Raw genomic sequence first — 24158 nt, forward strand, 5'->3', positions numbered from 1 at the left:
GAGAACACAAATGACGATTTTCAACAGAGAAGAACAAACAACAGCATTATCGGTTAACCCGGAACGTTTTATTAAAAAAATTAACGAACTAAAAGAATTTAGTGAGAATATACCGGAACAATCAAGTCTACCAACTTTCAAAGAAGCAGAAGGATTGTTTAAATGGTTTAAACAAGATATTAAAGTTAGTGATATCAATGACTTAACCGAAAAAATCCAAGATAAAATGATTCACCAAAATAAAGTGTTATTAAGAACGATTCAAGAATTTAAAAATGTATATGAAACCTTTTCGCTTTTAAATAAAGAATACATTTTAAAAATTGTCGCATCTGTCAAAGCAGCGGAAGAAGCAAATCGTAAGGCAGTATATGGCATCAATGAAATTCAAAAAAGCAATGTAGAAATTCAAAAAAATCAAACGAACATTGATTTATTAGTAGGCCAGCAAAGACTGGTTATTAATAGCCTGAAAAAATTTAAGCAAGAATTAGAAACGCTAAAACATTTAAAAAATATCGATGCCATGTTCGATACCTTATCTCATTTACAAATGGGCTTAAATGGTATCGATGCGACAGTGAATACGCACCAACAGCAATTAACGACATTATCAGAAGACACAAACGAGCTTCAAGTAATCGTTGCCCTTTATAAAAAGAACTTAGAAGAGCTAAAAACTTCAATCCAAGTACAAATCCAATCGGTCGAAGATAAAGTCGCTGAGCAAGAAAGTCTTTTAATGCAACTGCAAACTACTAGTGTGAAAAGCGTGACGACGACTAACCTTTTAATGAGAGAATTCGCAGATCATAAGCAAAGCTTTAACAACTATAAGGAAGATATTGCCGTCGATTTCGAAAAGTTGAATACGACAATGGGTAGCCATGTACAGAAATTTGGGGAAAGTATTGCGACGATTGTAGCGGAATTTCAAGCATTTAAAAATCAAGGGGAACAAGATATAGAGACATTACATAATAAAATCGAGGACGAAAACAAAAATATGACGGTATATTTTGAAAAAGAGTTTTCGAAGCACGAAAAGGAAATTGCAGACCTAAATCAATTAGTCGGAAATCTCTCAAATAAATTAAAAATGACAAAAATCATTTCTTATTCGGGCCTAGGTATTTTATTGATCCTCATTATTTTCCTAATTAGCGGGGTGTTGTAATGATTTCTGAGAATTATCAGCTTCAACTGCAAAAAGTTGGGAAGAAAATTGATCAATTAGTCCGGGAACAATCTGATTTCGAAAAATTAATTATGGAAATAACTGCTGATAAAAATGAGCGAGCGATTTTAATGTTAGTTAAAAAAATTGGCGTACTGCATCAAAATCAATCGTTAGCCAAAATTGGTTTAAAGCAAGAACAAATTATTGAATTGCTTTACAAATATTTAGGATCTTCCCATGTGGATGAGATATACGAAAATTTTAAAAGTATATCCAATTTTTCATTAGAGCAACTACTCACACAACTATATGAACTTATTGGGTTAGAAAACGTGAAGCAGCAAGTTCACGATTTAATGGATTACAATAAAATCCAATATTTAAGGGAAAAAAAAGGACTGAAACGCTCAAATAAAACGTTGCACATGGCCTTTTTAGGGAATCCAGGTACTGCGAAAACGACAGTTGCTCGCATTATCGGCAAAATGTATAAACAAATTGGCTTATTGAGCAAAGGTCATTTTATCGAAGCGAGCCGTACCGATTTAATTGCTGAATATCAAGGCCAAACCGCTATTAAAGTGAAACGATTAATTCAGCGTGCAAAGGGGGGCGTTCTTTTTATCGATGAAGCCTATAGCATTACGGAAAATGAAAATAGCGATAGTTATGGCAAAGAATGTTTAACGGAATTAACGAAAGCCCTTGAAGATTATCGAGATGATTTAGTTGTCATTGTTACTGGTTATCCCGATTTAATGGATCAATTTTTTCAATCGAATCCTGGGTTAAAGTCCCGCTTTAATACTTTTATCCATTTTAATGATTATACGCTTGAAGAGCTTCTTCAAATTTTCCAATATACATGTGAAAAGAATGATTATATTGCTGAAAAACACGCCCTCGAAAAGGTGAAAGAAGTCTTATCAAGTCAATTAAAAGAAAAAGATGAACAGTTCGCAAATGGGCGTTACGTTCGGAATCTTTTTGATGACATTACATTAAACCAATCAAAAAGAATATTACAAAAAGGCGTAGAACAAATTACGAAGGAAACATTGATGTTAATTACAGAAGAAGATGTCGTTGTATATTTGAATGCTACAATTTCGAATTAAATATTTCAATTCCTTATTAGTTATAGTGCATTAGAAGGTGCGTCGATTAAACTTTGCAAGAGAAAAAGATTGCTAAAACTTTAGCTTCTAGAAAAATAAAAAATGAAAAACACAAACGTTTTCATGAACTGCCCCGTAAAAGTTAGACACTCATCTAATTTTTACGGGGGGTTTACCGAGCTTAGGTACTTTAATTTTGCCTTTATCGTCGAATTGCCAAAGAACTGAAAAAAAGGGGTCTATGTATCGCACTATGACCAATAAATTCAATCAGGACGAGCAATTAGCCGTCAACGTCAAGCTAATCACTACATCTATTGCTTCATTAGCTGTTTACGCATTTTGTACATCAGTGCGTTGTAACGGGCGTCACGTTGCTGTTGTTGCTCGATGAAGTGCTCTGTATCTGCTGTAAAGTTAGCGAGTTGTGACTGCTTTAATAAATGGAAATCCTCAAGGATGTCCTGGACAAATGTAAAATCGGCTACCAAGTTATCTAACTGGTTTATTGGTACTTCAATGATCAGCTGTAAATAAGCTGCAATGCTTTGTTGTTCCTCTGTAGAACACCCCTTCATATAATCATGGATGCTCGTTATTAACGGTGATACGAGTTTATATAATAACGTTTGAACTTCGAGCTTTTCTTGTAAATCTCCACCTAATTGGAACGCAAATTTTTGGTGAGCCTCGACACGCTGCTTTTTAAATAATTGATAAATGTCGTAAATATAACTTTGTATATTTGTATTAAATTGCTCAAATGTGGCAAATGAGATGTTATTGGCTAAAAGATCGTTCAAAATCGGTATGAATAATTCATACTTAGACAGTAAAATCGCGTCCATTTCTGTAAGCCATTGCTCGTATTCTTCAGCATCAATTGCTTCAGCTTGCCATGCTGACTTTATCTCGTCTAATGGTTGCTGTTGGATTGCTTGAATAGAATTTTTATACCAATCCGTTAGCTGTTGAATGACTTCAGTATTGGCACCTAAATAGGTTATTTGTTCGAAATATGTATGGATCAGTTTTTCACTAAATTCAACTAATAATGAATAGCTAACTTTTTGCTGCTTCTCCAATATTATTAAATCCGTATACGTTTTAGCATTTTTAAGTTGCTGATGTAATGCAACAACATTTTGTTTTGAGTCGCTAATGAATTGAAGTGGATGGTCACCTTGAATCGATAAAGTATTTATTAATACGTCTAAACTACTTTGTAAAAATGGATGCTTTTGTTGTTCGAGTAATTCCTTTGAAGCGGCAGCGATGTTTTCATGTAATTGCTGTAACGTTTTTTCTGTTTCTACTATATAGTTTTCAGCTGCATGTAAAAATTCAAGAGCAGCTGGACAGTAAGATACTAATGAAGTGACAGATTTTCTTTTAAATTGGGTTGCATCAAATAGTGTAACCGTATGATGAGCTGACTTACTTGGTAATGATACTTCCACCTCGTCTGCAAGCTGTAGATGTAAGTTTAAATAGTTTACATAAAATAGCTCATAAAGTTGATTATGTGCTTGCACTGAAAAGTCTATGTTTAAATTAGCGTTATATATAAATAAAGCTAATCGCTGCTTATGTTCAGATATACCATCAATAAAATATCCATCAGGCTTAAATTGTTTACTAATCGGTAAAAACAATGCTGAGTCTGCATTGTTTTTTAATGAATTATTTAATAGCCTTAAACTAATTGCAATAGTAGCAGTAAGATCAGAACTATATTTATTTAAACTATTCGTATCAAAAATCGCGTCAACATCTGTGTCCTCAATCCAAATTTTTGTGAAATCAAAAAGCGTAGTTTTATCAGGATCAAATTTTATTGCACCAAAACGAGCAATTTGTGTGTTAAATAGTTGATCTAAATCGGATCGTCTAGGAAATTGCCAAGAGCTTAAATCTTCTAATTTGAAATCTTTTAGTACACGGTTACGTTCAGCTAAAGATAACGATGAATATAAAAAGTCCTTTGTGTTTTTAGGAAATAAAATCCCCGTCACGGAATCTAACAGAAGTAATGGATACTGTCTTATTGTGAAAAAGCGTTTTTTACTTAACGCATTTATAATTTCTTCAGGATGTTCCATCGTATTAATTAATAAATTAATGGAAGTATATAAATTTCCTTGAAATGCATTAATCGTTTCAGCATGAGTATTATTTTGTATGCGAGAATATAATTTATGTATTTTTTGCATTAACAGGGTAATTTTTCCTCTGCGTTTTGGATCAGGTTTGATTTTGTGATCTCTTTCGATTAATTCTATTTGCTCAATAATTTCTTTTTTTAACATAGTAAAACTCCTTAAATGAGATATAATTAAATTATACAACTTTTGTACTTTAATATTTACAATTTTTTTGAAAAGGTGAGTGGATTTGATAAATAAATACATAATGCCAACCACGAATTTTTTTGATATTGAACCTCAAGAAATATGGGAGTACATAACGCCTGTTAAAGGTAATCATATTCGCGTATCAAGAGGACTTTATACCCATCACGGTGTGTATATTTCAAATAATGAAGTCATTCATTTCACTGGCCAAGAAGACGACAACGTAATGGATTGGTCCAAAAATGAAGTGATTCAATCTACGCTTGAGCGTTTTTTGTTGAATGGGAAGCTAGAAGTTAAGTTGTACACAGATGAGGAACTTAACGATGTATATCCAGTAGATGAAATAGTTCAGTATGCTCGACATTGCATTGGAGATCAAGGTTATAATTTAATATTTAATAACTGTGAGCACTTTGCAAATGTATGCACACTAGGGAGATTTAAAAGTCATCAAGTAGAGAAGGTTTTAGGAGGAGTTCGTGTGGGGATTTTAGGGAAATTAGGGACAGCTATTAAAGGTTTGTTTGGGGGCAATAAAGGCGGAGGAAGTCGCTCAACGTCAACAACTACATATGAGCCAGACAAAGTGAAGGTAACTGAAATTGAAAAAGAAACAAAATTACGCTTAGCAGGCTTAGAAAATGAAAGAATTGAATTAGCGAAAGATGCACAGCTAGAGCTAATGGAAAAGCAGCTTTATTGCCAGGAAGCACTAATTGAAGCACAGGCAAGAGGTTTAGCGCATACAGCAACAGTATTAGTTTCGTTAGGTGAGCAGTTAAATGAATTGACGAAGCAGCGTTTAGAAATTATTGAATCGGGCTCAATGCAATTCATTCAACAATATGAAGAATTTTATGGTGAATTACATACGAAAATTCGAGAAGAATCTGACCAATTTGTGATTGTGAAAATGCCAGAATTAGCTGCACAGCTAGAACGCTTTGAACCAAATTCATCATCAGCTCGTATTTTTGAAAAAAGTATCGATCAGCTATTATCAGTTCAAATGCAAAGCTTTGCAGATCAGCTAGCAAAATTAAATGAACGTCATAAGGATGTTCATCAAAGTGTCCTGCAGTCCAAGCAGCAAATGCTTTCACATTCAGACACATTAACATTAGGTTTACTTGAACATATTCAACAGCAGCAAGTGTCATTAGGCTATGATAAAGAATCACGCCAAGCACTATTACAAAATACAGAACAGATTTAAAGGTGGGTGTTTTTATGAACTATAACGATTTAATTAGTAATTTACAAAAACAGGTATTACAGACGAATGATGAAGTGAAAGAGAAAACGCGCTTAAAGCAAGTAAAACAGGCAACAACAGAAAAACATTTAGATGAACAGTTTGAGTGTATATGCGCGGCATTTTATGCAGTCGAAAAGGATATTCAGCAAGGTACGGGCATTGAAAAACCGTTATTAAAACGAACGTATATTAGGGCAAGAGACGAGTTTACATTTTTCACAGGTCACCAATTTATGCTTAGCCGTATCGCCAATCTAATTGAAGACGATCCTATTTTCACGAAGCTACATATTGAAATTCCTTATGACTTGAAAAGTAAGGCTGAAATGCTGGACGGAATAAAGCTCGAGGATTGTCACTTACTATTGAAATACGATTTTGATGCTAAAATATTCGTCTGGAAAGATGAGTCTACCGATGCGGAAATTTCTGTCGAGACTTTAAAAGCGTACATCGCTTCAGTTTTGAACATTCGACTTTTAAATAACGCGAATGCGTTTTAAGTAAGTTCTAGATCGATTGTGCTTTATAAAGGTCACTGCCTGTCTTTTTTGTGACAGTAAAAAAACATAGTATTGTGCAGCCAGTTTACGGTAATTTACCGGAGACTGGCTGTTTCATTTTGTTTGAATACGGATAAAATTAAATAATTTATTGCCAAATTCAGATAATGATATTGCAAATATTTTTCACAAAGCCATCCAAAATAACGATGAATAATTGAAAAAATCTTGCATACAAATTGCGGACAAATCGTAAAAGCGAGGTGTAAGGGAGAAAGTCTTCCAAAAAGAAAAGCCTGTAAACGTTCATATATCAACGTTTACAGGCACTTTAAATGATGGTCCCGACAAGTCTCAAACTTGCGACCCCCACCTTCCATTTGATAAGGCCAAATTTGAAAGATTGTGGCAAGGATTAAATCCTAGTGTAGAAATGCAGCCAATTTTTTTGGAGCCGAATCAACCTTTAAAAGCATATAATTTTATAAAGGAAATATTGCTTCATGCTAAAAAGAAAATACAAGTCATGGATCCTTATTTTTACGGGACAATTTATATATTAATTGGTGAATTGAACGCTGAGGTACAGGTTCAATTAATTACGGAACGATCAATAGGTGATGCAAAGGTTGTTTATCATAAAATGAGGATAACGGGCAGATTTGTTAAAGAATGAAATTAAATTTAAGTAAGGGATTAGTAGAGATAATTAAAGAATTTTTTCGGAACTAATATTGAAACATGTTTTTATGAACATTAATATAATTTTCGACTAGCAAGTAAAATAAAATGTTTCTCGTGAGAATATTATGACTTGAAAAGGAGGTTATTAAATAACAAATAGATTCTCATCAATGAATTTTGAAATAATAACTGAACGGCTCTACTTGAGTATGTGGGAGGAATCAGATGCATCCTGGTATAGGGAACTTGTTGGGGAACGGGGCTTTGCCAAGCCAACTCTTGACGCTGCTCACGAAAAAGTTATCAGTTTTCGCGACAGAGCACTGGAAAGTGGTATAAGTCTACTAACGATCCGACGCAAAGATGAGGGAGATTTTATTGGATATTGCGGGTTAATCATCGGTCGTTCTACTCTAGAAGAGCCTGAAATCGCTTACGAACTGTTCCAAAGAGTCCACGGTAATGGCTATGCGACTGAAGCCGCATCGGCTATTTTAGAGGCTGCGGCCGCAACTGGAAGGCGGCGTCTGTGGTCTACTGTGCGTGCTTGGAATATTGCTTCCTTTCGAGTTCTTGAAAAGATTGGTTTCATTCGCCACCATAGTATATCGGACGAGAATGGAGAACTTGTTTGGAATATACATGATCTTTAGATAAAAAATGTTTGTTTAGAATATGGGTCCGTTTAGGGATGGATGTCCAAAAGATTATCCAATTAATTAAAAAGGAGACTCAATCATGATAGAAGTTAATCAGGTTCACTATAGTTATGATTCAACCAAAATATTGCATGACTTTAGTTTGATAGTGAGTGAGAAAATCATCGTTGGACTTTGGGGGCGAAATGGAACTGGGAAAACAACCTTTATGAAGTTGTTAGCTGGTCATTTAAAACCTGATCAAGGTGAGATAAACATACAGGGATTTAATCCTTATAACAATGATCGAACAAATAATCATGTATGTTATATGCAAGAAGATCACCCATTCAGTAAGCTTTGGAAGGTAAAAGATGCGTTACGTTTTGGTGATTATTACAATCCAAATTTTGATATGGATTTTGCTAAAGAGCTTTTAACAGTTTTTAATTTGGATGAAAACAAAAATGTGTCCAGGCTCTCTAAAGGTATGAAATCAGCACTGCAATTTATTACCGGTATTGCCAGTAATGCTGATATAACAATACTTGACGAACCGACCAATGGTTTAGATGCAGGCATGCGAAAGAAATTTAATAAAGTGTTATTGGAGAGTTATGAAGAAAACCCCAGGCTAATTTTTTTATCCTCCCATCATATCGAAGAAATTCAAACCCTATGTGATGTGTTGGTGGCGATCCATAAAGGTAAAGTAGATCTCCATGAAACAATGGAAACGATGCGGGAAAAAGGCATTTGGTTAAGCGGGGAGAAGACTACTATTATAAATATCATCCAGTCGCATACCGTGTTGGAGCAACAAGAAATGGGTTCGAAAATGAAAGTCATGATCGACGAACCTTATACGAACGAATGGAAGGATTTTGCGCAGTCTTATGGCTTATCAATTGAAGCAGCCGCCCTACATGATTATTTATTAAATAGAACGGAAGAACGAAATGTGGTGAACATATTAACTTGAACATTGGAACATTTAGGATGGTTTATGAAGAGACGCTATTTGCCTTCGGGAAGCTGCTTTTACTATATATAACGATCCCTTTACTTTTGTTATGGTTATTCATTGGATATTTCTTTAACTTGGGGGAAGATGTTGTCGCCGCCATCTCAGGACCAACTTACTTTTTTATTCTTCTGTTTGCAATTAATGGATTCAAAACTATTTTCCCTGTCGCAATAGGTATGGGAAGTACAAGGATCAATTTGTTGAAAACCTTTTATGTGGTAGGTCTAGCAAGTGTACTGGTTATCACCTTTATTTTAAACGTCTTTCAATGGATTCTCTTAACTCTTTATGAGCGATGGAACGTAGCGGCTCAAATATTACATCCAGCAACTTTTTTAAATCGAGAGTATACCTTCCTATCCTATTATTTAATAGATTTTATGCTAGGTATTTTTACTTTCTCCTTCTTTTTTCTGTTTTATACGATTTATTATAGACTTGGATTCAGGAAATGTGTGATCTGGTTGATGTTGTTTGTGATCATCGGAACACTATTAAAGTACAGTGATTTGATGAATTTTTCAATATGGGAATGGTTAGTAACACAGAACTTTCATGACATGGTGATATTTTTATTTTCTTTTGTAATTACTATTAGTCTGATTGCGTTGTTCATCACATATCACATCATGCGAAATGCACCGTTAACGGCTAAGTCGAAAAAGGATTAGAAAAAGACTTATAAGAGTGAACTCAATTAAAACAGTTTCTTTCCATCATAGGTGATTAATAATTCGCATGTTCGACAATCGGGCGCTTTACTTCAATATGCTTCACTATTTTCCACCAATCTCTAAATCTATTATAGAAACGAAGCAAGATATAAAATAAAAAGACTGCATCCAAATGGATGCAGTCTTATTTTTTTCTAAGCAGTTTATCCCCAAGAGGGATTCCAAATACAACAACCACAACCGTTAGAACTAACAGGGCTTGGAAAATAAAATACGCAACTTGATCGAACATCGTATCACTCCTTCTTTTTTTAATAATTCTTACCTTATATTCAGTAATTATCCAACTCCTATTGAAGAGTCAAACTAAACTAATAAAGCACAAAGTCATTTGTTCTTTATTAGTTTAGTTTATTTCATTACAACGTATGTATGCAGTCGTCACTTTTTATATTTTGTGATCTTCAACAATCGGGCACGTTTATTTAGGAACGCGCCTTTTTCAGCAATAGGGCCATATTGTGAAAGAAATAACCTAAAGAAGGGGAAGTGTCTTTTTTGTTGAAATAGGTACTAGTTAGCTAATATAAAATTTTATTCATTATGTGAGGAGATGATTTTTTGGTTAGCATGTTGGAAAACACCTTTCAAATATCAGCAGTAATCCTACTCATATGTGCAGTCTATTATTATAGACACTTTAAAAAAACTAAGAGAGAAAGAAAATTAACCTCATTTGAATTTTCAATTTATATCATAACTCGAATTGCGTTATATCTTTGTGCAGTTAGTTATATGCTTTTGTTTTTGGATAGAAATTATGGATAGACAATAATGAACAATCGGGCGCATTTCTTTAATAAGGATTGCGCCTTTCTCCATTAAAGGGCCATTTAATTGGAAAAATGTTTAAGGAGGAGGAGGTAATCACGTTAACGAAAAAAATATTTAAAAAAGTATGCTCGGTTATTTTTATAAGTTATCTCCTGTTCGGTTGTTCTGCTAATCAAACGAACCTTGAAAAAGTAAAAGGCGATAATCCAACGTTTAGTGAGTATTTTCATGCATATGATGGGCTAGATGAAAGGAAAAACATTAAATTCTACAAACCACTTTCGATATGATGAAGAAATGCAAGAGAAGATGCTGCAGTTTACGCGGGAATATATTTTGGGAAGTTCATCTTGACCTGTTTCAACTATTGGGCGCGATTCTGTAACAAGGATCAGCGCTTGTTTTCATTAAAGGGCCATATTGTGGAATAAGTGTGATCTTTATTTTTATAAGAATTTACAGGATAATTATGGAATGATAAACTTGGTTAGCCCTTAATAAAGGAGTGCAAAGTTTGTTGTCTATTTTTTGAGGAGTATATAAATAGGAGTAGTTGCCATTAAGATATCCTATTTTTATTTTGTTTTAGCCAATTAAATGGCTTTCAAATTATGATAGGAGTGTTAATTATGCTAGACTTAAACACTGATAGATTAAAGATGATTCCTCTGAAAGCAGAAAACTTAGCATTATTAATTAAAGATCAAAAACATATGGAATCAAATTTATCATTAAATGAATCGAGTAGTATTCTTAGTCACGAACTTAAGCAAGCTATGGAAGTTAGACTTTCAAAGGTTTTGGCTGATGAGAAAAATTATATTTGGTGTACCAATTGGATCATTGTTTCGAAAGATATAAACGAGATTGTCGGAGGAATAATGATAAAAGGAACTCCCAATGATAATGGTGAAGTAGTGATTGGGTATTACACTCTCTTTGAACATCAAGGAAATGGTTTTATGACTGAAGCTGTTACTAATTTGAAAAATTGGTTGTTAAATCAGGCAGAAGTTATTTATGTTATTGCTGATACGGAAAAAGATAATATTGCATCGCATAGAGTATTAGAAAAAACCGGTGCCGAAATGTATAAAGAATCTGAAGAATTGTTCTTTTGGAGATTTTCTACAAATAAACCCTGGCAGTTTCCAATTGTAATTAAATGTTATTTAATTACAGGGCGCAATTCTTGAAGGTGAATTGTGCCTTTTCCAGCAATAGAGCCATTTAATTGAATAACACTTCTAAATTAAAAATAGGATTTTATGTTAATCTTGATGTGAGTTTGTGAAACAATGTACTTAAGCTAACGCAGCAGGTTAACGGAATAAGATATGTTTTTTAAAAGGGGGTGTTCAAGGTGAAAAAACACCAAAGACGTTTCGTTTATATTTCAATTGCAGCACTTGCTTTCTTCTTAGTATTATCTTTAGTGACACAAAATTGGGGATTCTTTTTATGGAGTTTATTACCTGTTTTTATGGTTTTGATTACTACTTTTTCCACCATGATTGATAAGAAAAATAATGAAAAATAATGAAATCTTCTTAAACAAACGGGGGCTTTAGTTCCACAAGGCATAATGAAGTATACAAATTAAACCTAAATAACGTTCCCAAATGCAATCTTGGTAACATTTCAAACAGTACAAACACTGTTAAATCGGTGTTTGTTGCTGTTTTTTTTAGAAAATAACACTCTGAGACGCTACGAAAAATAATTTTAAAGAAGACTGTTCGGTCCACTTGTTCTGAATGGCGGTAACATATAAATAAAATCTCAAACGTACCTTTAGAAATATGGGGAGGTTTGAGTTTTTTAGTTTCTATTTTATTGTAAACTTTTTCGTGTTTATGTTAACCTTAAATGTAAATATTTGTATTTGAGGTGTGGTTATGAAAAAAAGAAACAGAATGATCTTAGCTCTAATTTCAAGCTTAGCTATTTTTGGTTTTGGTTTATATGGGTTATTAACTAATTCACCAGCAGATTTATTTAGTAAATATATATTTATTATCGGCGGAGGAATTGGAGCTATTGGTAGTGCAATAGAATTTTTTAAACTAAAGGAAGAATAAATTTGAGACTTTTATATTTATCTTTGTGATAATTAAAATTAAAACAAAAACAAAATTGTGAAACTTTACACTAAAACAAACGGGGAGCTTTAGTGCAACAAAGATGAAAAAACAATCTTCCGCAAAGGGGTGCGTTAGTTTAAGAAGAATTACGTATTTTTATGGCTAAGATCATATTTCAATTATTCCATTAAAGGGCGTTATTCTGTAACAAGGATTAGCGCTTGTTTTCGTTAAAGGGCCAGATTGTGGAATAACAACTTTTTATGAAAGATTACCAAACGACGCTTTGGGAATATTTCTTCTCCTATTGAGCAATTCAAAAGGTATAATATTATTTGTTAGAATATTACAATTTATAAAAAATAGGATGTGGCAAAGATGTGGACACAACAATTTATCAAAACGAACAGGGGAAATTTTGAAATTTTCGTGAAAGGCAAAGGATTACCAATGTGTATCACTCATATGTATAGTGAATATAACCATCTTGGCAATCAGTTTGCCAATCTATTCACAGAACATTATAAAGTCTTTTTGGTAAATCTAAGGGGTGCAGGAAAATCAGAACCCGTCGAGTCGGAAGAACAAATGGGATTTGAAGAAGCGATAAAAGATTTAGAAGCAATACGAAATGAGTTAAATATTACACAATGGGGGTTTGCTGGATATTCAGCTGGCGGAATGCTTGGCATGGCTTATGCTTTACGTTATGAGAAATCATTAACGAAGCTAATTGTCTGTTCTTCTTCTGCTTCGTGTAGATATGTAAGTCATCCTGACAGCATTTTCTGCAAGGAGCATCCCAAAAATCCTCGTCTCATGGAAATTCTAAGCATCATGAATGATTCTAAGTCTTCTATGGATAACCGTATAAAAGCAAATAGAGAATGGTCAATGATGTCCCTCTACCGACCAGAAAAACTCGATGAATATTTTTCAAAGCCAAGCAGCGGAAGTTCTGTTCCTAAACTACTTCATCACTTCGCTTACAAAGAGGTTTCAAACTTTGATATAACAAAAGCTCTACATAAGATAATCATTCCTACAACAGTTATAGGCGGTCTTTATGACGTCCAATGCCCATTTGAGTTTTGTGAAGAAATTGCACGTGAAATTCCTAACTCAAAACTATACACCTTCGAGGAAAGTAACCATGCACCATACGTCGAGGAAGAAGAAAAATTTGCACAAGTAATTGCAAGTATATAAAAGTTATTTTATATACACATAGAGAGCATAAATCCTATCTAGATATACTGGTGCAACGAAAAATATTAAATACAAGTTTTATTAAATCCAAGATTATTTTAGTTCTTAAAGACTTATAAAATATACAAAATAAAATTAAATAACGTTCCCAAATGCAAGTTAAGTAATACACAAAAAGGCACGAATGTTGTTAAATCAACATTCGTGCCTTTTTGCGAGGACTATTGTTTATACAGCTTTTATGCAAAGCTATATAAACATAGCTACGATAGGATTTTCCGAGATTTTTCAGAGTGTGTTATCTTAATAAAAACCTGTAAATACCGACAAAACGCTGTATACCTGCATTTTTTATCGTTCCTATATTTTAACCAGCTTTAGTTGAAAAACAATATTCCATAATCGGGCGCGTTTCTTTAACAAGGAATGCGTCTTTTCTCATTAAATGGGCTGATTATTGTTGAACAACAATAAGGTGTTTAGATAAAGGTTTAGAATAGATTGAGTAATTATGTACAAAATATATTAGCGGTCTGCTGCAATAAAGGTAATCTATAATTAGATCAATATAGGGGTAAATTAACCAAAATAATTGTAAGAGGTGTTAATGTGAAACAATTTGTTTTTGTGATGTTTATTGTCTCTTTATTTGTAATTTGTCCTTCATATTCAAAGGCGATAAATATGCCTTGTAGTATGATTTTGAACCCAATAGATAAAGAACTTAAAAATGCAAAGGGAGTAGCTTTGGTTTATAAAGTGCAGTTACGTCCACCAAGTTCTGCACGTACAAACATAAGTATTCTTGGAGTACATCTTCCCGAACCATCTTCTTATGGTGAATATGATAGCTATGAAGGATTTGCTTTTATATCAAAAGAAATTAGTTGGAGATTCAGACTGTACCCATCCCCTGAAATAGATAGTCCAACTTGGGCTGGAAGATTTGATGAAATTACAGCAGAAATGGATAATGTAGAAATACAGGTACGTCTGTCTAATTCGAAAACTGACAAATTAGGACCGAGCATATTAAAGAATAAAATCAAATATTGTAAATAGCTATCATGACAATGAATAATCTAGTTAATCAAGAACAAAACGATATTCAACAATCGGGCGCGATTCTGTAATAAGGATCAGCGCTCGTTTTCATTAAAGGGCCATATTGTGGCATAATACTTTAAATGAAATCTGGATATTTATGTTAAAATTTAGATAAGTTTTTAATAGGGCTATTAAAACTAAACATTCAGTACAAGGGGGAAAAGGGGGATATGTCGAGAGTAAAACGCTATTGGATAATTATGCCACCATTTTGTATAGCAGGGTTGATAACTATTAAATTTACTGGAAAATTTACTTGCGCATTTATAATTATCCTATTATTCCATTAGCTTTATTCACTATGGAATTATTATGCGGATAAAAAGAACAAGGATAATAGTTTTGAGTAAATCTTTTATTAAATTAAAGGGCCGTATTGTTGAATAAACGGTAAATAAAGTATGTAATTACTTAGTACGACTAATTAAAAGTAGAATTGTGTTAATTTCGATATAGTGAGGTGGAAAATGACAAATATTATTTTGTATTGGTATGTCGTCTTAGGTTTGTGGGTTTTATTAGCTTTATCAATTTTGTTTACAGGTTATGCTTTAAAAAAGGCATCGTGGCAAGTAATGCTTACATCCGTTATTTTCGCTATTCCTAATACGGCTGTCGTCTTGTTTGTAGAGTTAGAAAAAATAATGTACTTACTGTTGGTCTGGTTTATTGTTCAATTAGCATTATTGTACTTCCTTTATAAAAAACGTCCTCTTATTCAAGAATAGGGCGCTTTTATTTAGGAATGCGTCTTTTTCTTTTAAAGGGCGATTAAGTTGAATAAGTATAGTACGAATTGACTTGGTTAAAATAATTCAAGTAATAAATAAAGGGTGATTTATTTGAACAAGTTTATTCTACTTTTACTTATATCTATCGTGATTTGTGGAGCATTAAATAGTGGAAAAGTAAATGCAAATTCTCAATTCCAACCTCGGACTATTGAAGAAAGTTATCTTGAGATTGGATATAAATCAGTCGGGGAAGCTTTAAGAGATTATGAACACCATTATAAAGAGGAATTACAGCTTCCATTAAGAGTCCCACCTGTTGTCTATACTCACGTATTTGCTCGAACTATTGAAGGAGATAAGGGAGATCTTTTTGAAATGGAGTTTATAAATGAGAAATCGAATAAGAATAAATTCCTGATAAGTGTAGCGCCAAAGGATAGTTTTGAAATACTCGATAAAGAAGTTATAAACGAATTTAAACTTAAGAATGGAAACACTGCATACTTGTTGGATATAGGAAGGGCAATTTTATTGATTTTTGAAAAAGATAACTTGCAATATAGGTTCGGTATAGATAAAAGAATCTCGGAAAAGATTACTTCTGAAACTTTAGTTCAGATAGCTAATTCTCTTAATTATTGAATTAAGTCAAAAAACTCTCTTGTTTAACTAACGGGAGACTTTAGTTGATTAACGATCTTCCACAATCTGGCGCGATTCTATAACAAGGATCAGCCCTTGTTTTCATTAAAGGGCCAGATTGTTGAATAACTTTCTTTTAAGAATTGTTGCCAAACGACGCTTTGGGTTCGTTTTACTTTAATTAACAAAAGAGGCTATTTCTTATAAAATCCATGGTAAAATTTTCTTAAAGAGGGTTATTTAATTGTTTAATGAAATAAAAAATACGATTAATAATTTGGATGAAAAAGAATTAAAATCATTATTACTTCAATTCTTTTTGCGTATGCAAACTGTCGAGGAAAGAAAAGGCTATTCAGAGCAGCAATTCTTTTCAGATATAAAGAATACATATAACGGCTTGTTGGTGTACAAAAAAAATCAAGCTAGTGTCGAACAACAAACACAATTTCACAGTACGCATATTGTATTTGGAGATTCGCCTACCGGTAGCTTAAAAATAGCTTTAAAAGAGTTAGCTTTAAATCAACAAGAAAAAATTATTACCTTTTCCGATTTATTTTCAATCGGTTCAATTTGGAATTTACATGACTCACAAGGTGTTACTAATCGGTATGAATGGTTAAGTACACATATAAACATAGATGACGAAGTACTATTCAATTATGAAGAGAACTTTAAACAGACTATATTAGACATCGAACAAATTCCAAGACACCACCCGAATATTATTTGGGTTGGAGAAAATGCACATGAACAAACTGGGTTAAGATTTGTTCTATATTTATTAAAAGAGAAAATAAACGACGTCTTTACCATTAATACAAATGAGGCATATAAAACCCATTTTGATAGAACTGAAATTGATTTTACGCCATTACATATGGGCGAACTCTCATCTGAGCAATTAAAACAAATTTATGAAAACGAGAAAAATGGTAATGAATTAACTCAAACAGAACGTAAGGCATTTGAACAGCAATGGGAGCAACTATGTGAGAATAAAGAAGTTTTACGAATATGGGAAATTAATGAAATCATGAGTGTTCCTGAAACTTTCTACGATGAATACATCATCAATACAGTGAAGAAGTTCCATCAGAAGAAAAATCACAATGATTTTATAAAATCGGCTAGAATAATTGGCGAAGTAATAGGTCATTTAAATCAATATGTTGGCGACCAATTTATAGAATATCGCGTCAGACGTTTAATCGTAGATGGCATATTTGACATGGAAGGTGTTCCGAAGGCAATGCGATACTATAGCATTAAAATTCGATAATACTTCAACTTCTAAATTTAACTGTCATTTCAATAAGTTCCTAAAATCGGTTTGGATACAATTACTTATTGCAACATTAATTTGGAGAAAAACAAATTAGTAATTTTTAAATTATCAAGGGATTTAGTAAAGCATACAAACTAAATCTAAAAAACGTTTCCAAATACAAGTTAGGGAAGACGCCCGAAAACGCTGTAATTCTGAACTTTTTAACTAATATGATTTTCTATAAGAATCATCATCTATAGCTGAGTTTTAATCAATCATTATTCCAAGTCAACGCCATGGCCTTTAGTTGAATAACGATGTTCAACAAACGGGCGCTTTACTTTAATAAGGTCCGCTATTATTGATCAATCCCTAAGTCTATTAAAACGCTAAAAAACCCTACTTTTAAATTGTTTTATTAAAAGTCAAGAAATAAATAATACACTTAACATATTAGTATTTCTTATACAATGTGTAACATTATAATAAGCTATTTTTAGGCTGATCTAAATTTTGTATTTGTTCAGCTTTTATTTGTGATTAAAGATTTAATATTTATGAAATAAAGTATAGTATATGTAAATTTTTTTATCCCATATTCAACTAACGGAGCAGTTTAGTGGAACAACGAATTTATAGAAACATAGAACAAAAGTAAGAAATGAGGTTGAAGCAATGGCAGTTGGATTTCATTTTGATTGTTTCTTTTATCAGATAGGACACGGTGACTTCCTGCATTCTTTCTTTTCTACAATTAGTTATCATTTAGAACCAGATGGTTGGGGAACAAAATACCCTAAACTATTGAGTAATTTATATTATAAAAAACTAAATTATTCGGATATACCCCAAGCCATAGAAGAAACCAAGGAAATTAGAGATAAGCTTGCTAAATTTCCTCCATCTCAAGTTATATGGGATATAGACGATTTAACTGCACAACCCCCTTGGGGAGATAACATAAGTAAACAAATAACAAGTTTATCAAATTATTTTAAGACAAATGATGGTCGAAATTTATTTGATTTGCTACTTTTAGCATTAAATGATGCCTATGAAGATAAATTTGATTTAGAAATTCGTTCTTTATAATTGTAATTAAAGTAACGAGTGCTTTACTTCTATAAGGGGTCTCATTAGATTTACAACGTTAAGGACAAAAAAAGCACCCAAATCATTCTTTGGTGATTATAAGAGAAAATCTTACCAAAAGACGCTTTGGGAAGGTTTATGGTGTAATATGTAAATATAATGATTCAGGAGATAACTACATATGAGAAAAAGTAATAACGATATCCTAGAATTCTTAGGCGCAATTTATATTATTTATTTTGTTTATTCAATAATCGAACATTATAATACGCATCCCATTACACTAACATTAATTTGTATTTTTGCACTTATTTATTTTGCTGATGTATTAATATTAAAAGGTAAATTGTCTAAATGGGGAACTGGAAAGAGTTTTGATAATATGAGTAATACTGAATGGTACAGGCTTGTAACCTCTTCCTTTTTTCATATGAATTTACTGCATATGATGGCAAACCTTTTCGCTATATATTTCGTAGGTTCTTTTCTAGAAGACAAACTTGGCAGCGGTTTGTTTCTGCTTATTTATATGGTAGGAAACCTTTTAGTTTCTTTATTGTTTTCAACATTTTCTTCGTTTACTGATGGTACAGGAGCTTCGCCTGGCATATTTGCATTAGTTGGTTGTATTTTATATTTATATATACAAACACCTGAGTTAGTGGATTTAAAGTTTGGTACTTGGCAAACAAATTACATAATTCTCTATTCAACTCTAGGAAACTTAATAGGTCTTGGAGGGGCTATTTCTCATGTCCTGGGCTTCATCTTTGGGATATTGATGAGTACACTATTGTTTTAATTATTATTTCAGCTATAAAATGGTTATGTTTTCAAAATAACATACACAGACATAAACTTTAGTAAAACAAAAATTTATAAGACATACAAAACAAACCTAATAAACGTTCCCAAATCAAAGTTTGAAAATACACCTAGAAGCCACGAATGTTGTTAAATGATATGCTCCCCATTAGGTAGACAGATTAAAAAATAAAATCTGTTTATCAAAATGGGGAGTTTTTTTCATGCCTAAAAAATCATTTTCACCAGATGTTAAAATCTTAGCACTTCAATATTTAGAAGAAGGTCGTCATACTCTCGAAGAAATCTGCACAATGTTTTCAGTAAACATGACAACTCTACAAGTATGGCGTGCTCTGTATAAATATGGCGGGGTAGAAGCCTTAATTCGACCTAAGAAAAATAAGGTATACTCAGAGGAATTAAAGCGGAGTGCTGTAGAAGATTATTTAACAAAGAACTACTCCATGTTCGAGATCCTCGCCAAATACGGGATAAGTAGTTTATCAGTTTTCAAAAAGTGGTTGAAAATCTATACTTGTCATAGTGAATTAAACGATTCGGGTAAAGGAATGAGCCAAACTATGACTAAAGGAAGAAAAACAACTGTAGATGAGCGTATTGAAATCGTAAAAGCTTGCCTAGCGAGTGACAAAAATTATCAAGAAACAGCAGCGCAATATGAGGTATCTTACTAACAAGTTTACCTATGGGTACGTAAATTTGAACAAAATGGTGAAGAAGCACTTCAAGATCAACGTGGTCGAACAAAACCAGCTGAAGAACGAACACCAGAGGATGAATTACGCTTAAGAATTCAACAGATGGAACGTGAAAATGAACGATTACGTGCAGAAAATTTACTTTTAAAAAAGTTAGAGGAAATCGAAAGGAGGCGTCGTTAAGTAGAATTCGTATTCAAAACCGGTATATGGCGATTCAAGAACTAGCGAAGAATGAAAACTTATCAATCGTTTTATTATGTAAAATCGCCAAGGTATCCCGAGCAGCTTACTACAAATGGTTAAATCGTAAGCCAGCTGTGCAGGAACTGGAAAACCAACATCTAGTGGAGTCTATCCAACATTTATATACACAAGTAGATGGCATATACGGCTATCGTCGCATTACGATGACCATTAATCGCAAACGCGAAACCAAAGGTTTAAAGAAAGTGAATAAGAAACGAATTTATCGCCTGATGCAAATTTACGGTTTGGAGGCGGTTATTCGACGACGCAGGAAAAAGTACCCTAAAGTAAAGCCTGATTATGTGGCTGAAAATGTATTAGCGCGTGAATTTACTGCAGAAAAACCGAATCAAAAGTGGTGCACAGACGTCACAGAGTTTAAGTATGGCAAAGGGAAAAAGGCTTATTTAAGTGCGATTATTGATCTCTATGATAAGTCCATTGTGAGTTACGTATTGGGGCATTCGAATAATAATGACCTAGTTTTTAAGACGGTAAGACCCGCTATACGAAAATTAAACGAGAATGAATTCCCTCTTTTACATAGCGATCGTGGTTATCAATATACATCGAAAGAATTCAAGCAAATCATGGATAAAGCAAAAATGATTCACAGTATGTCTAGAGTAGGACGTTGCATCGATAACGGTCCTATTGAAGCATTTTGGGGAACCTTAAAAGTAGAGAAGTATTATTTATATAAGTTCGAGTCGTTTGAAGCATTAAAGCACGCCATCGATACGTACATCAAGTTCTATAACTACGAATGTTACCAAGAAACATTGAACGGCTTGAGCCCTTTAGAATACAGGGATCAAGCCGCTTAATGCATTTTTATTATTTCCACTGTCTACTTGACAGGGAGCAGTTCAAAATCAACGTTTTGTGGCTTTTCCTATGAATATTATTTATACAGCTTTTTATGCACGTTAGTAGAAACCGATTAACAGTAATGGTTTAGTGGCATTTTGATTACTGTATAAAATCATGCATGTTCTTGGCGTTGTATACCTGCATTTTTTAATCGTTCCTATATTCCACAATCGGGCGCATTTCTTTAATAAGGAATGCGCCTTCCTCCATTAAAGGGCCAGATTGTGGAATAAACTAATGGAGTTTTAAAGAAGTATAATAAAATAAAGTGTGGAAAAAGGGAGTTATATTTAAATAGGAGAAGACTAAATAATGACTGATTATTATCAAACCATAGTTTTTTCATCATTAGGCTTAGTGGCTACGGTTTTTTTGATTATTTATTTTATAAAAAAGCAAAGAAATCATAAGGATTTTTGGATAGTAATTACAGGTTTTTCAATTTTTGGTTTACTTTGTTTTAGTTTAGTAATCGGATACTTATTGGATTTACCTGAATTATTAAAGGGAGATTTTAAAACCGAAAATGGAGTTTGTGAGATAGTTGACTTAGGTTCTGGAGGGCGTTTTGGGTCAGATAATGGCTTACAGATAAGTGTTAATAATGTAACAGTTTCTGCTTCTAGAGACGATTTTGAATGGCTGGAAGAAGGAAAAGAAAATTGTACAATAAAATACTTAAATACAACTGATCAACTTATTGAAATTGAAATTGATTGAGATGGGCATGGAAAATTATTCGATAAATTCAGCGGATAGAAGCTGAACGGTATTCAATTATAGGGCTCATTTCTTGAAAAGGAATTGTGCCTTTTTCAGTAATAGGGCCAATTAATAAAGTAATTCATTGTGAACATAGGAGTAATATGAAATAATTCCTGACAAATTGATTGGAGGAGTAAAAATGCAAGGCTTTAAACGCTACTGCTCGTTTGTAATTCTTATCTTGTTGTTAACAGGGTGTGCGCGTGTGGAAAAAGATAAAACGTCCTCAAATGCGAAAGTAACTATTGAGCCATATAACATGAGTGAAAAAGAAAGTCTGCTTATTAGCAAATCAGGAGTAGGGCATATTGAATTTTTTAAACTATATGGCACTTTAGCCGAAGATGATGATTTGCAAATCTCAGTTGAAGTATTTGAAAAAGGTAAGTTTAAAGAAGAATTGCTAAAGACCTGGGATGACCCCGAAAAAAATTATAAAGATATCCTCATTTCATTTGGACTAAGTGACTTTAATGATGAAGTTCGTCCCTACTCCAGCTACCAACTGAAAAAGTAAGAGATTCCTATCGCATCAAACATACGCTTGTAAAAGTCAATGCATCCAACATGATTTCCTACAAATCGAACCAGTATTCAGTACCTGCAAAGTATGAAGGTAAGAAAGTAGGGTTACAAGTATATGATGATCAAGTATGGATTTATTATAACACGGAGCTCATCGCTCAACATCCTATAAGTCAAGCGAAATTAAATTACCAGGTGATACATTATCAAGAAGCACTAAGTGTATCAGTGCCTAACTATCCAGATATTGATGACTTAGCAAAACGTAATTTAGTAGCGATTGGAGAGGTGTATAAATAATGAATCCAACTACAACGAATTATCAGCAGCTATTGCAGAATTTGGAGTACCTAAAGCTCAAACAGATGTCTCTGCATTTAAATGAAGTCATAGACTTCAGTGTGCCTAACCAAATGTCTTTCGTTGATACATTGATTAAATTAACGACCTACGAAATTGATATGCGTGAACAAAATATGATGCATGTGGTGAAAGTGGGTGCATTTCCGCATTTAAAAGAGATCAAGGATTTTGATTTTAGTTTTCAACCGTCCATTAATGAGCAACAAATCTTAGACTTCTTAACACTTCGTTTTATTGGAGGAAATGAGAATATTGTCTTTTTAGGTCCAAGTTGTGTTGGAAAAACACACTTGGCCACTTCAATCGGAATTACAGCTGCGAAGAAACGGACGAGTACTTATTTCATTAAGTGCCATGATTTAATTCAGAATCTGAAGAGAGCAAAGCTCGAAAATCGATTAGAAAGCCGATTGAAACATTATACGAAGTATAAGTTATTGATTATTGACTAGATTGGTTACTTACCAATTGAACCGGAAGACGCGAAGCTCTTTTTTCAGCTCATCGATATGCGTTATGAAAAGCGTAGCACGATTTTTACAACAAATGTGAATTTCAAATCATGGGATGAAGTCTTCCAAGACCCAAAGCTAGCAAATGCAATATTAGACCGTGTTTTACATCACGCAACGGTTGTAACAGTCGTAGGCAGCTCGTATCGAATGAAGGGGCATTTAGCGAAAGAAAACGAGTGATTTTGTACAAGCTTACGCAAGCGAAAGTGCACATAATTGTGTTGACATTTATAGACAAATGCGACGATAGTCATAACGCCCCATATGATGATGGAAAAGTGTCTGGATTCTTTCTTTGATTGCTTTATATTTGTCTGGTGTTGCCCACTTTCGAAGGTGATAATAATACGTACTTTTTTGATGTTGGCGACTTTTAATAGAGCTAGAAGAGGAAAGTCCAGCCTTAGCTCATATACAGCTCTTACTTTTTCTTTGGTTTGGATGCATCCTTTTCTTGAACCAATGCTTTCAACTTTTTTAAATAGGCATTTTCAGCCTATGATGTTCCGCTATCTAAATTATCTGCTGAAACAGGGATTGCTAGACGTTTGCTTGCGAATAAATGGACTTCCTAAAGGGTTATCGGATGATTGAACATCAATTTAATTAAGAATATTTTGTAGTCGGTATGTACCATAATGACAGAAAAGCCACTTCCTACTACACAAATGTATACTATTTCTTTTTGGATGAACCTGAAACCTTCAAGAAAATGGAGGTCATGAAACAGCGTATGCCATTTGGGCAGGCATAGGTGCATTATGTGGAGAACTATTAGGTATGCTGTTTTTCAATGAATCTAAAGATTGGCGACTTGTGGCATGTATAGCTATTGTTTTAGGGGAAGCGATATGTATAAAATTGATATTCTGATGTAGAAATCAATATTATCAATATGTTAATTTTATAAAATAAATAACCAACCAGG

21 protein-coding genes and 4 pseudogenes are annotated in these 24158 nt (G+C 33.3%); 24 read left to right on the forward strand and 1 reads right to left on the reverse strand.

Annotated elements, in window-relative coordinates; translation table 11 throughout:
• Window positions 1-10 precede the first annotated feature (10 nt).
• Both AAFN87_RS04835 and AAFN87_RS04840 read left to right on the forward strand, forming a co-directional pair.
• Window positions 11-1177, forward strand: a complete 1167-nt coding sequence (locus AAFN87_RS04835) for a hypothetical protein (protein WP_347789886.1) — start codon at window positions 11-13, stop codon at window positions 1175-1177.
• Window positions 1177-2298: an AAA family ATPase gene (locus AAFN87_RS04840; RefSeq protein ID WP_347789887.1), complete on the forward strand. Its 1122-nt coding sequence runs from the start codon at window positions 1177-1179 to the stop codon at window positions 2296-2298. The genes AAFN87_RS04835 and AAFN87_RS04840 overlap by 1 nt, the downstream gene beginning before the upstream one ends.
• Before the next feature lie 314 nt (window positions 2299-2612).
• Here the strand turns inward: AAFN87_RS04840 and AAFN87_RS04845 are convergent, their stop codons facing one another.
• On the reverse strand, window positions 2613-4607 hold the full coding sequence (locus tag AAFN87_RS04845) for a hypothetical protein (protein WP_347789888.1): 1995 nt from the start codon (window positions 4605-4607) through the stop codon (window positions 2613-2615).
• A gap of 85 nt (window positions 4608-4692) precedes the next feature.
• Between AAFN87_RS04845 and AAFN87_RS04850 the strand changes: the two genes are divergently transcribed.
• The 22 genes and pseudogenes from AAFN87_RS04850 to AAFN87_RS04955 form a co-directional block, all read left to right on the forward strand.
• A complete protein-coding gene (locus AAFN87_RS04850) occupies window positions 4693-5871 on the forward strand; it encodes a lecithin retinol acyltransferase family protein (protein ID WP_347789889.1) in 1179 nt (392 codons plus the stop codon).
• A gap of 14 nt (window positions 5872-5885) precedes the next feature.
• Complete coding sequence (locus AAFN87_RS04855) at window positions 5886-6416, forward strand: hypothetical protein (protein ID WP_347789890.1); 531 nt, start codon at window positions 5886-5888, stop codon at window positions 6414-6416.
• 403 nt (window positions 6417-6819) lie between these two features.
• Window positions 6820-7092, forward strand: coding sequence for a hypothetical protein (locus AAFN87_RS04860; RefSeq protein ID WP_347789891.1), 273 nt, complete (start codon window positions 6820-6822; stop codon window positions 7090-7092).
• Between the two features lie 178 nt (window positions 7093-7270).
• Window positions 7271-7753, forward strand: a complete 483-nt coding sequence (locus AAFN87_RS04865; RefSeq protein WP_481886442.1) for a GNAT family N-acetyltransferase — start codon at window positions 7271-7273, stop codon at window positions 7751-7753.
• Window positions 7754-7838: 85 nt separating this feature from the next.
• Window positions 7839-8720 carry an ABC transporter ATP-binding protein gene (locus tag AAFN87_RS04870; RefSeq protein ID WP_347789892.1) on the forward strand — a complete coding sequence of 294 codons (882 nt, stop codon included), beginning with the start codon at window positions 7839-7841 and terminating at the stop codon, window positions 8718-8720.
• Entirely contained in the window at window positions 8717-9436 is a 720-nt protein-coding gene (locus AAFN87_RS04875; protein ID WP_347789893.1) for a hypothetical protein, read from the forward strand. Before AAFN87_RS04870 ends, AAFN87_RS04875 begins: the two co-directional genes overlap by 4 nt.
• Before the next feature lie 1466 nt (window positions 9437-10902).
• The gene (locus AAFN87_RS04880; protein ID WP_347789894.1) at window positions 10903-11469 is read left to right on the forward strand and encodes a GNAT family N-acetyltransferase; all 567 of its coding nucleotides are present in this window, start codon (window positions 10903-10905) and stop codon (window positions 11467-11469) included.
• A gap of 167 nt (window positions 11470-11636) precedes the next feature.
• On the forward strand, window positions 11637-11813 hold the full coding sequence (locus AAFN87_RS04885) for a hypothetical protein (protein ID WP_347789895.1): 177 nt from the start codon (window positions 11637-11639) through the stop codon (window positions 11811-11813).
• A 358-nt stretch (window positions 11814-12171) separates the two neighbouring features.
• The gene (locus tag AAFN87_RS04890) at window positions 12172-12354 is read left to right on the forward strand and encodes a hypothetical protein (RefSeq protein WP_347789896.1); all 183 of its coding nucleotides are present in this window, start codon (window positions 12172-12174) and stop codon (window positions 12352-12354) included.
• Window positions 12355-12735: 381 nt separating this feature from the next.
• Entirely contained in the window at window positions 12736-13566 is an 831-nt protein-coding gene (locus tag AAFN87_RS04895) for an alpha/beta fold hydrolase (RefSeq protein WP_347789897.1), read from the forward strand.
• A gap of 630 nt (window positions 13567-14196) precedes the next feature.
• Window positions 14197-14628 carry a YoqH family protein gene (locus AAFN87_RS04900; RefSeq protein ID WP_481886448.1) on the forward strand — a complete coding sequence of 144 codons (432 nt, stop codon included), beginning with the start codon at window positions 14197-14199 and terminating at the stop codon, window positions 14626-14628.
• A 512-nt stretch (window positions 14629-15140) separates the two neighbouring features.
• A complete protein-coding gene (locus tag AAFN87_RS04905; RefSeq protein WP_347789899.1) occupies window positions 15141-15401 on the forward strand; it encodes a hypothetical protein in 261 nt (86 codons plus the stop codon).
• 114 nt (window positions 15402-15515) lie between these two features.
• Window positions 15516-16049 (forward strand): hypothetical protein, encoded by a 534-nt coding sequence (locus tag AAFN87_RS04910; RefSeq protein ID WP_347789900.1) that lies wholly within the window; start codon window positions 15516-15518, stop codon window positions 16047-16049.
• Window positions 16050-16293: 244 nt separating this feature from the next.
• Window positions 16294-17334, forward strand: a complete 1041-nt coding sequence (locus tag AAFN87_RS04915; RefSeq protein ID WP_347789901.1) for a DUF1835 domain-containing protein — start codon at window positions 16294-16296, stop codon at window positions 17332-17334.
• Between the two features lie 663 nt (window positions 17335-17997).
• Window positions 17998-18414 carry an immunity 70 family protein gene (locus tag AAFN87_RS04920; RefSeq protein WP_347789902.1) on the forward strand — a complete coding sequence of 139 codons (417 nt, stop codon included), beginning with the start codon at window positions 17998-18000 and terminating at the stop codon, window positions 18412-18414.
• 181 nt (window positions 18415-18595) lie between these two features.
• Complete coding sequence (locus AAFN87_RS04925) at window positions 18596-19216, forward strand: rhomboid family intramembrane serine protease (protein ID WP_347789903.1); 621 nt, start codon at window positions 18596-18598, stop codon at window positions 19214-19216.
• Between the two features lie 226 nt (window positions 19217-19442).
• Window positions 19443-21016: pseudogene (locus tag AAFN87_RS04930) on the forward strand (IS3 family transposase).
• A 358-nt stretch (window positions 21017-21374) separates the two neighbouring features.
• Entirely contained in the window at window positions 21375-21782 is a 408-nt protein-coding gene (locus tag AAFN87_RS04935; protein WP_347789904.1) for a hypothetical protein, read from the forward strand.
• A 184-nt stretch (window positions 21783-21966) separates the two neighbouring features.
• Window positions 21967-22344, forward strand: a complete 378-nt coding sequence (locus AAFN87_RS04940) for a hypothetical protein (RefSeq protein ID WP_347789905.1) — start codon at window positions 21967-21969, stop codon at window positions 22342-22344.
• Window positions 22314-22652: pseudogene (locus AAFN87_RS04945) on the forward strand (Mu transposase domain-containing protein); the annotation flags it as partial. The gene AAFN87_RS04940 and the pseudogene AAFN87_RS04945, both read left to right, overlap by 31 nt.
• A pseudogene (gene istB / locus AAFN87_RS04950) lies at window positions 22652-23410 on the forward strand (IS21-like element helper ATPase IstB). The pseudogenes AAFN87_RS04945 and istB, both read left to right, overlap by 1 nt.
• A 555-nt stretch (window positions 23411-23965) precedes the next feature.
• Window positions 23966-24103 (forward strand): annotated as a pseudogene (locus AAFN87_RS04955) (DMT family transporter); the annotation flags it as partial.
• Between the last annotated feature and the right edge of the window lie 55 nt (window positions 24104-24158).

Origin of the sequence: Solibacillus sp. CAU 1738 (assembly GCF_039888725.1) — a bacterium.
Lineage (GTDB): Bacteria > Bacillota > Bacilli > Bacillales_A > Planococcaceae > Metasolibacillus.

What these genes read in the sequence shown, in the direction of transcription:
- AAFN87_RS04835 (WP_347789886.1), top strand. Translation starts at nt 11, where the DNA reads ATGACGATTTTCAACAGAGAAGAACAAACAACAGCATTATCGGTTAAC.
- AAFN87_RS04840 (WP_347789887.1), top strand. Translation starts at nt 1,177, where the DNA reads ATGATTTCTGAGAATTATCAGCTTCAACTGCAAAAAGTTGGGAAGAAA.
- AAFN87_RS04845 (WP_347789888.1), bottom strand. Translation starts at nt 4,607, where the DNA reads ATGTTAAAAAAAGAAATTATTGAGCAAATAGAATTAATCGAAAGAGAT.
- AAFN87_RS04855 (WP_347789890.1), top strand. Translation starts at nt 5,886, where the DNA reads ATGAACTATAACGATTTAATTAGTAATTTACAAAAACAGGTATTACAG.
- AAFN87_RS04865 (WP_481886442.1), top strand. Translation starts at nt 7,271, where the DNA reads ATGAATTTTGAAATAATAACTGAACGGCTCTACTTGAGTATGTGGGAG.
- AAFN87_RS04870 (WP_347789892.1), top strand. Translation starts at nt 7,839, where the DNA reads ATGATAGAAGTTAATCAGGTTCACTATAGTTATGATTCAACCAAAATA.
- AAFN87_RS04880 (WP_347789894.1), top strand. Translation starts at nt 10,903, where the DNA reads ATGCTAGACTTAAACACTGATAGATTAAAGATGATTCCTCTGAAAGCA.
- AAFN87_RS04890 (WP_347789896.1), top strand. Translation starts at nt 12,172, where the DNA reads ATGAAAAAAAGAAACAGAATGATCTTAGCTCTAATTTCAAGCTTAGCT.
- AAFN87_RS04895 (WP_347789897.1), top strand. Translation starts at nt 12,736, where the DNA reads ATGTGGACACAACAATTTATCAAAACGAACAGGGGAAATTTTGAAATT.
- AAFN87_RS04900 (WP_481886448.1), top strand. Translation starts at nt 14,197, where the DNA reads ATGTTTATTGTCTCTTTATTTGTAATTTGTCCTTCATATTCAAAGGCG.
- AAFN87_RS04905 (WP_347789899.1), top strand. Translation starts at nt 15,141, where the DNA reads ATGACAAATATTATTTTGTATTGGTATGTCGTCTTAGGTTTGTGGGTT.
- AAFN87_RS04920 (WP_347789902.1), top strand. Translation starts at nt 17,998, where the DNA reads ATGGCAGTTGGATTTCATTTTGATTGTTTCTTTTATCAGATAGGACAC.
- AAFN87_RS04925 (WP_347789903.1), top strand. Translation starts at nt 18,596, where the DNA reads ATGAGAAAAAGTAATAACGATATCCTAGAATTCTTAGGCGCAATTTAT.
- AAFN87_RS04935 (WP_347789904.1), top strand. Translation starts at nt 21,375, where the DNA reads ATGACTGATTATTATCAAACCATAGTTTTTTCATCATTAGGCTTAGTG.
- AAFN87_RS04940 (WP_347789905.1), top strand. Translation starts at nt 21,967, where the DNA reads ATGCAAGGCTTTAAACGCTACTGCTCGTTTGTAATTCTTATCTTGTTG.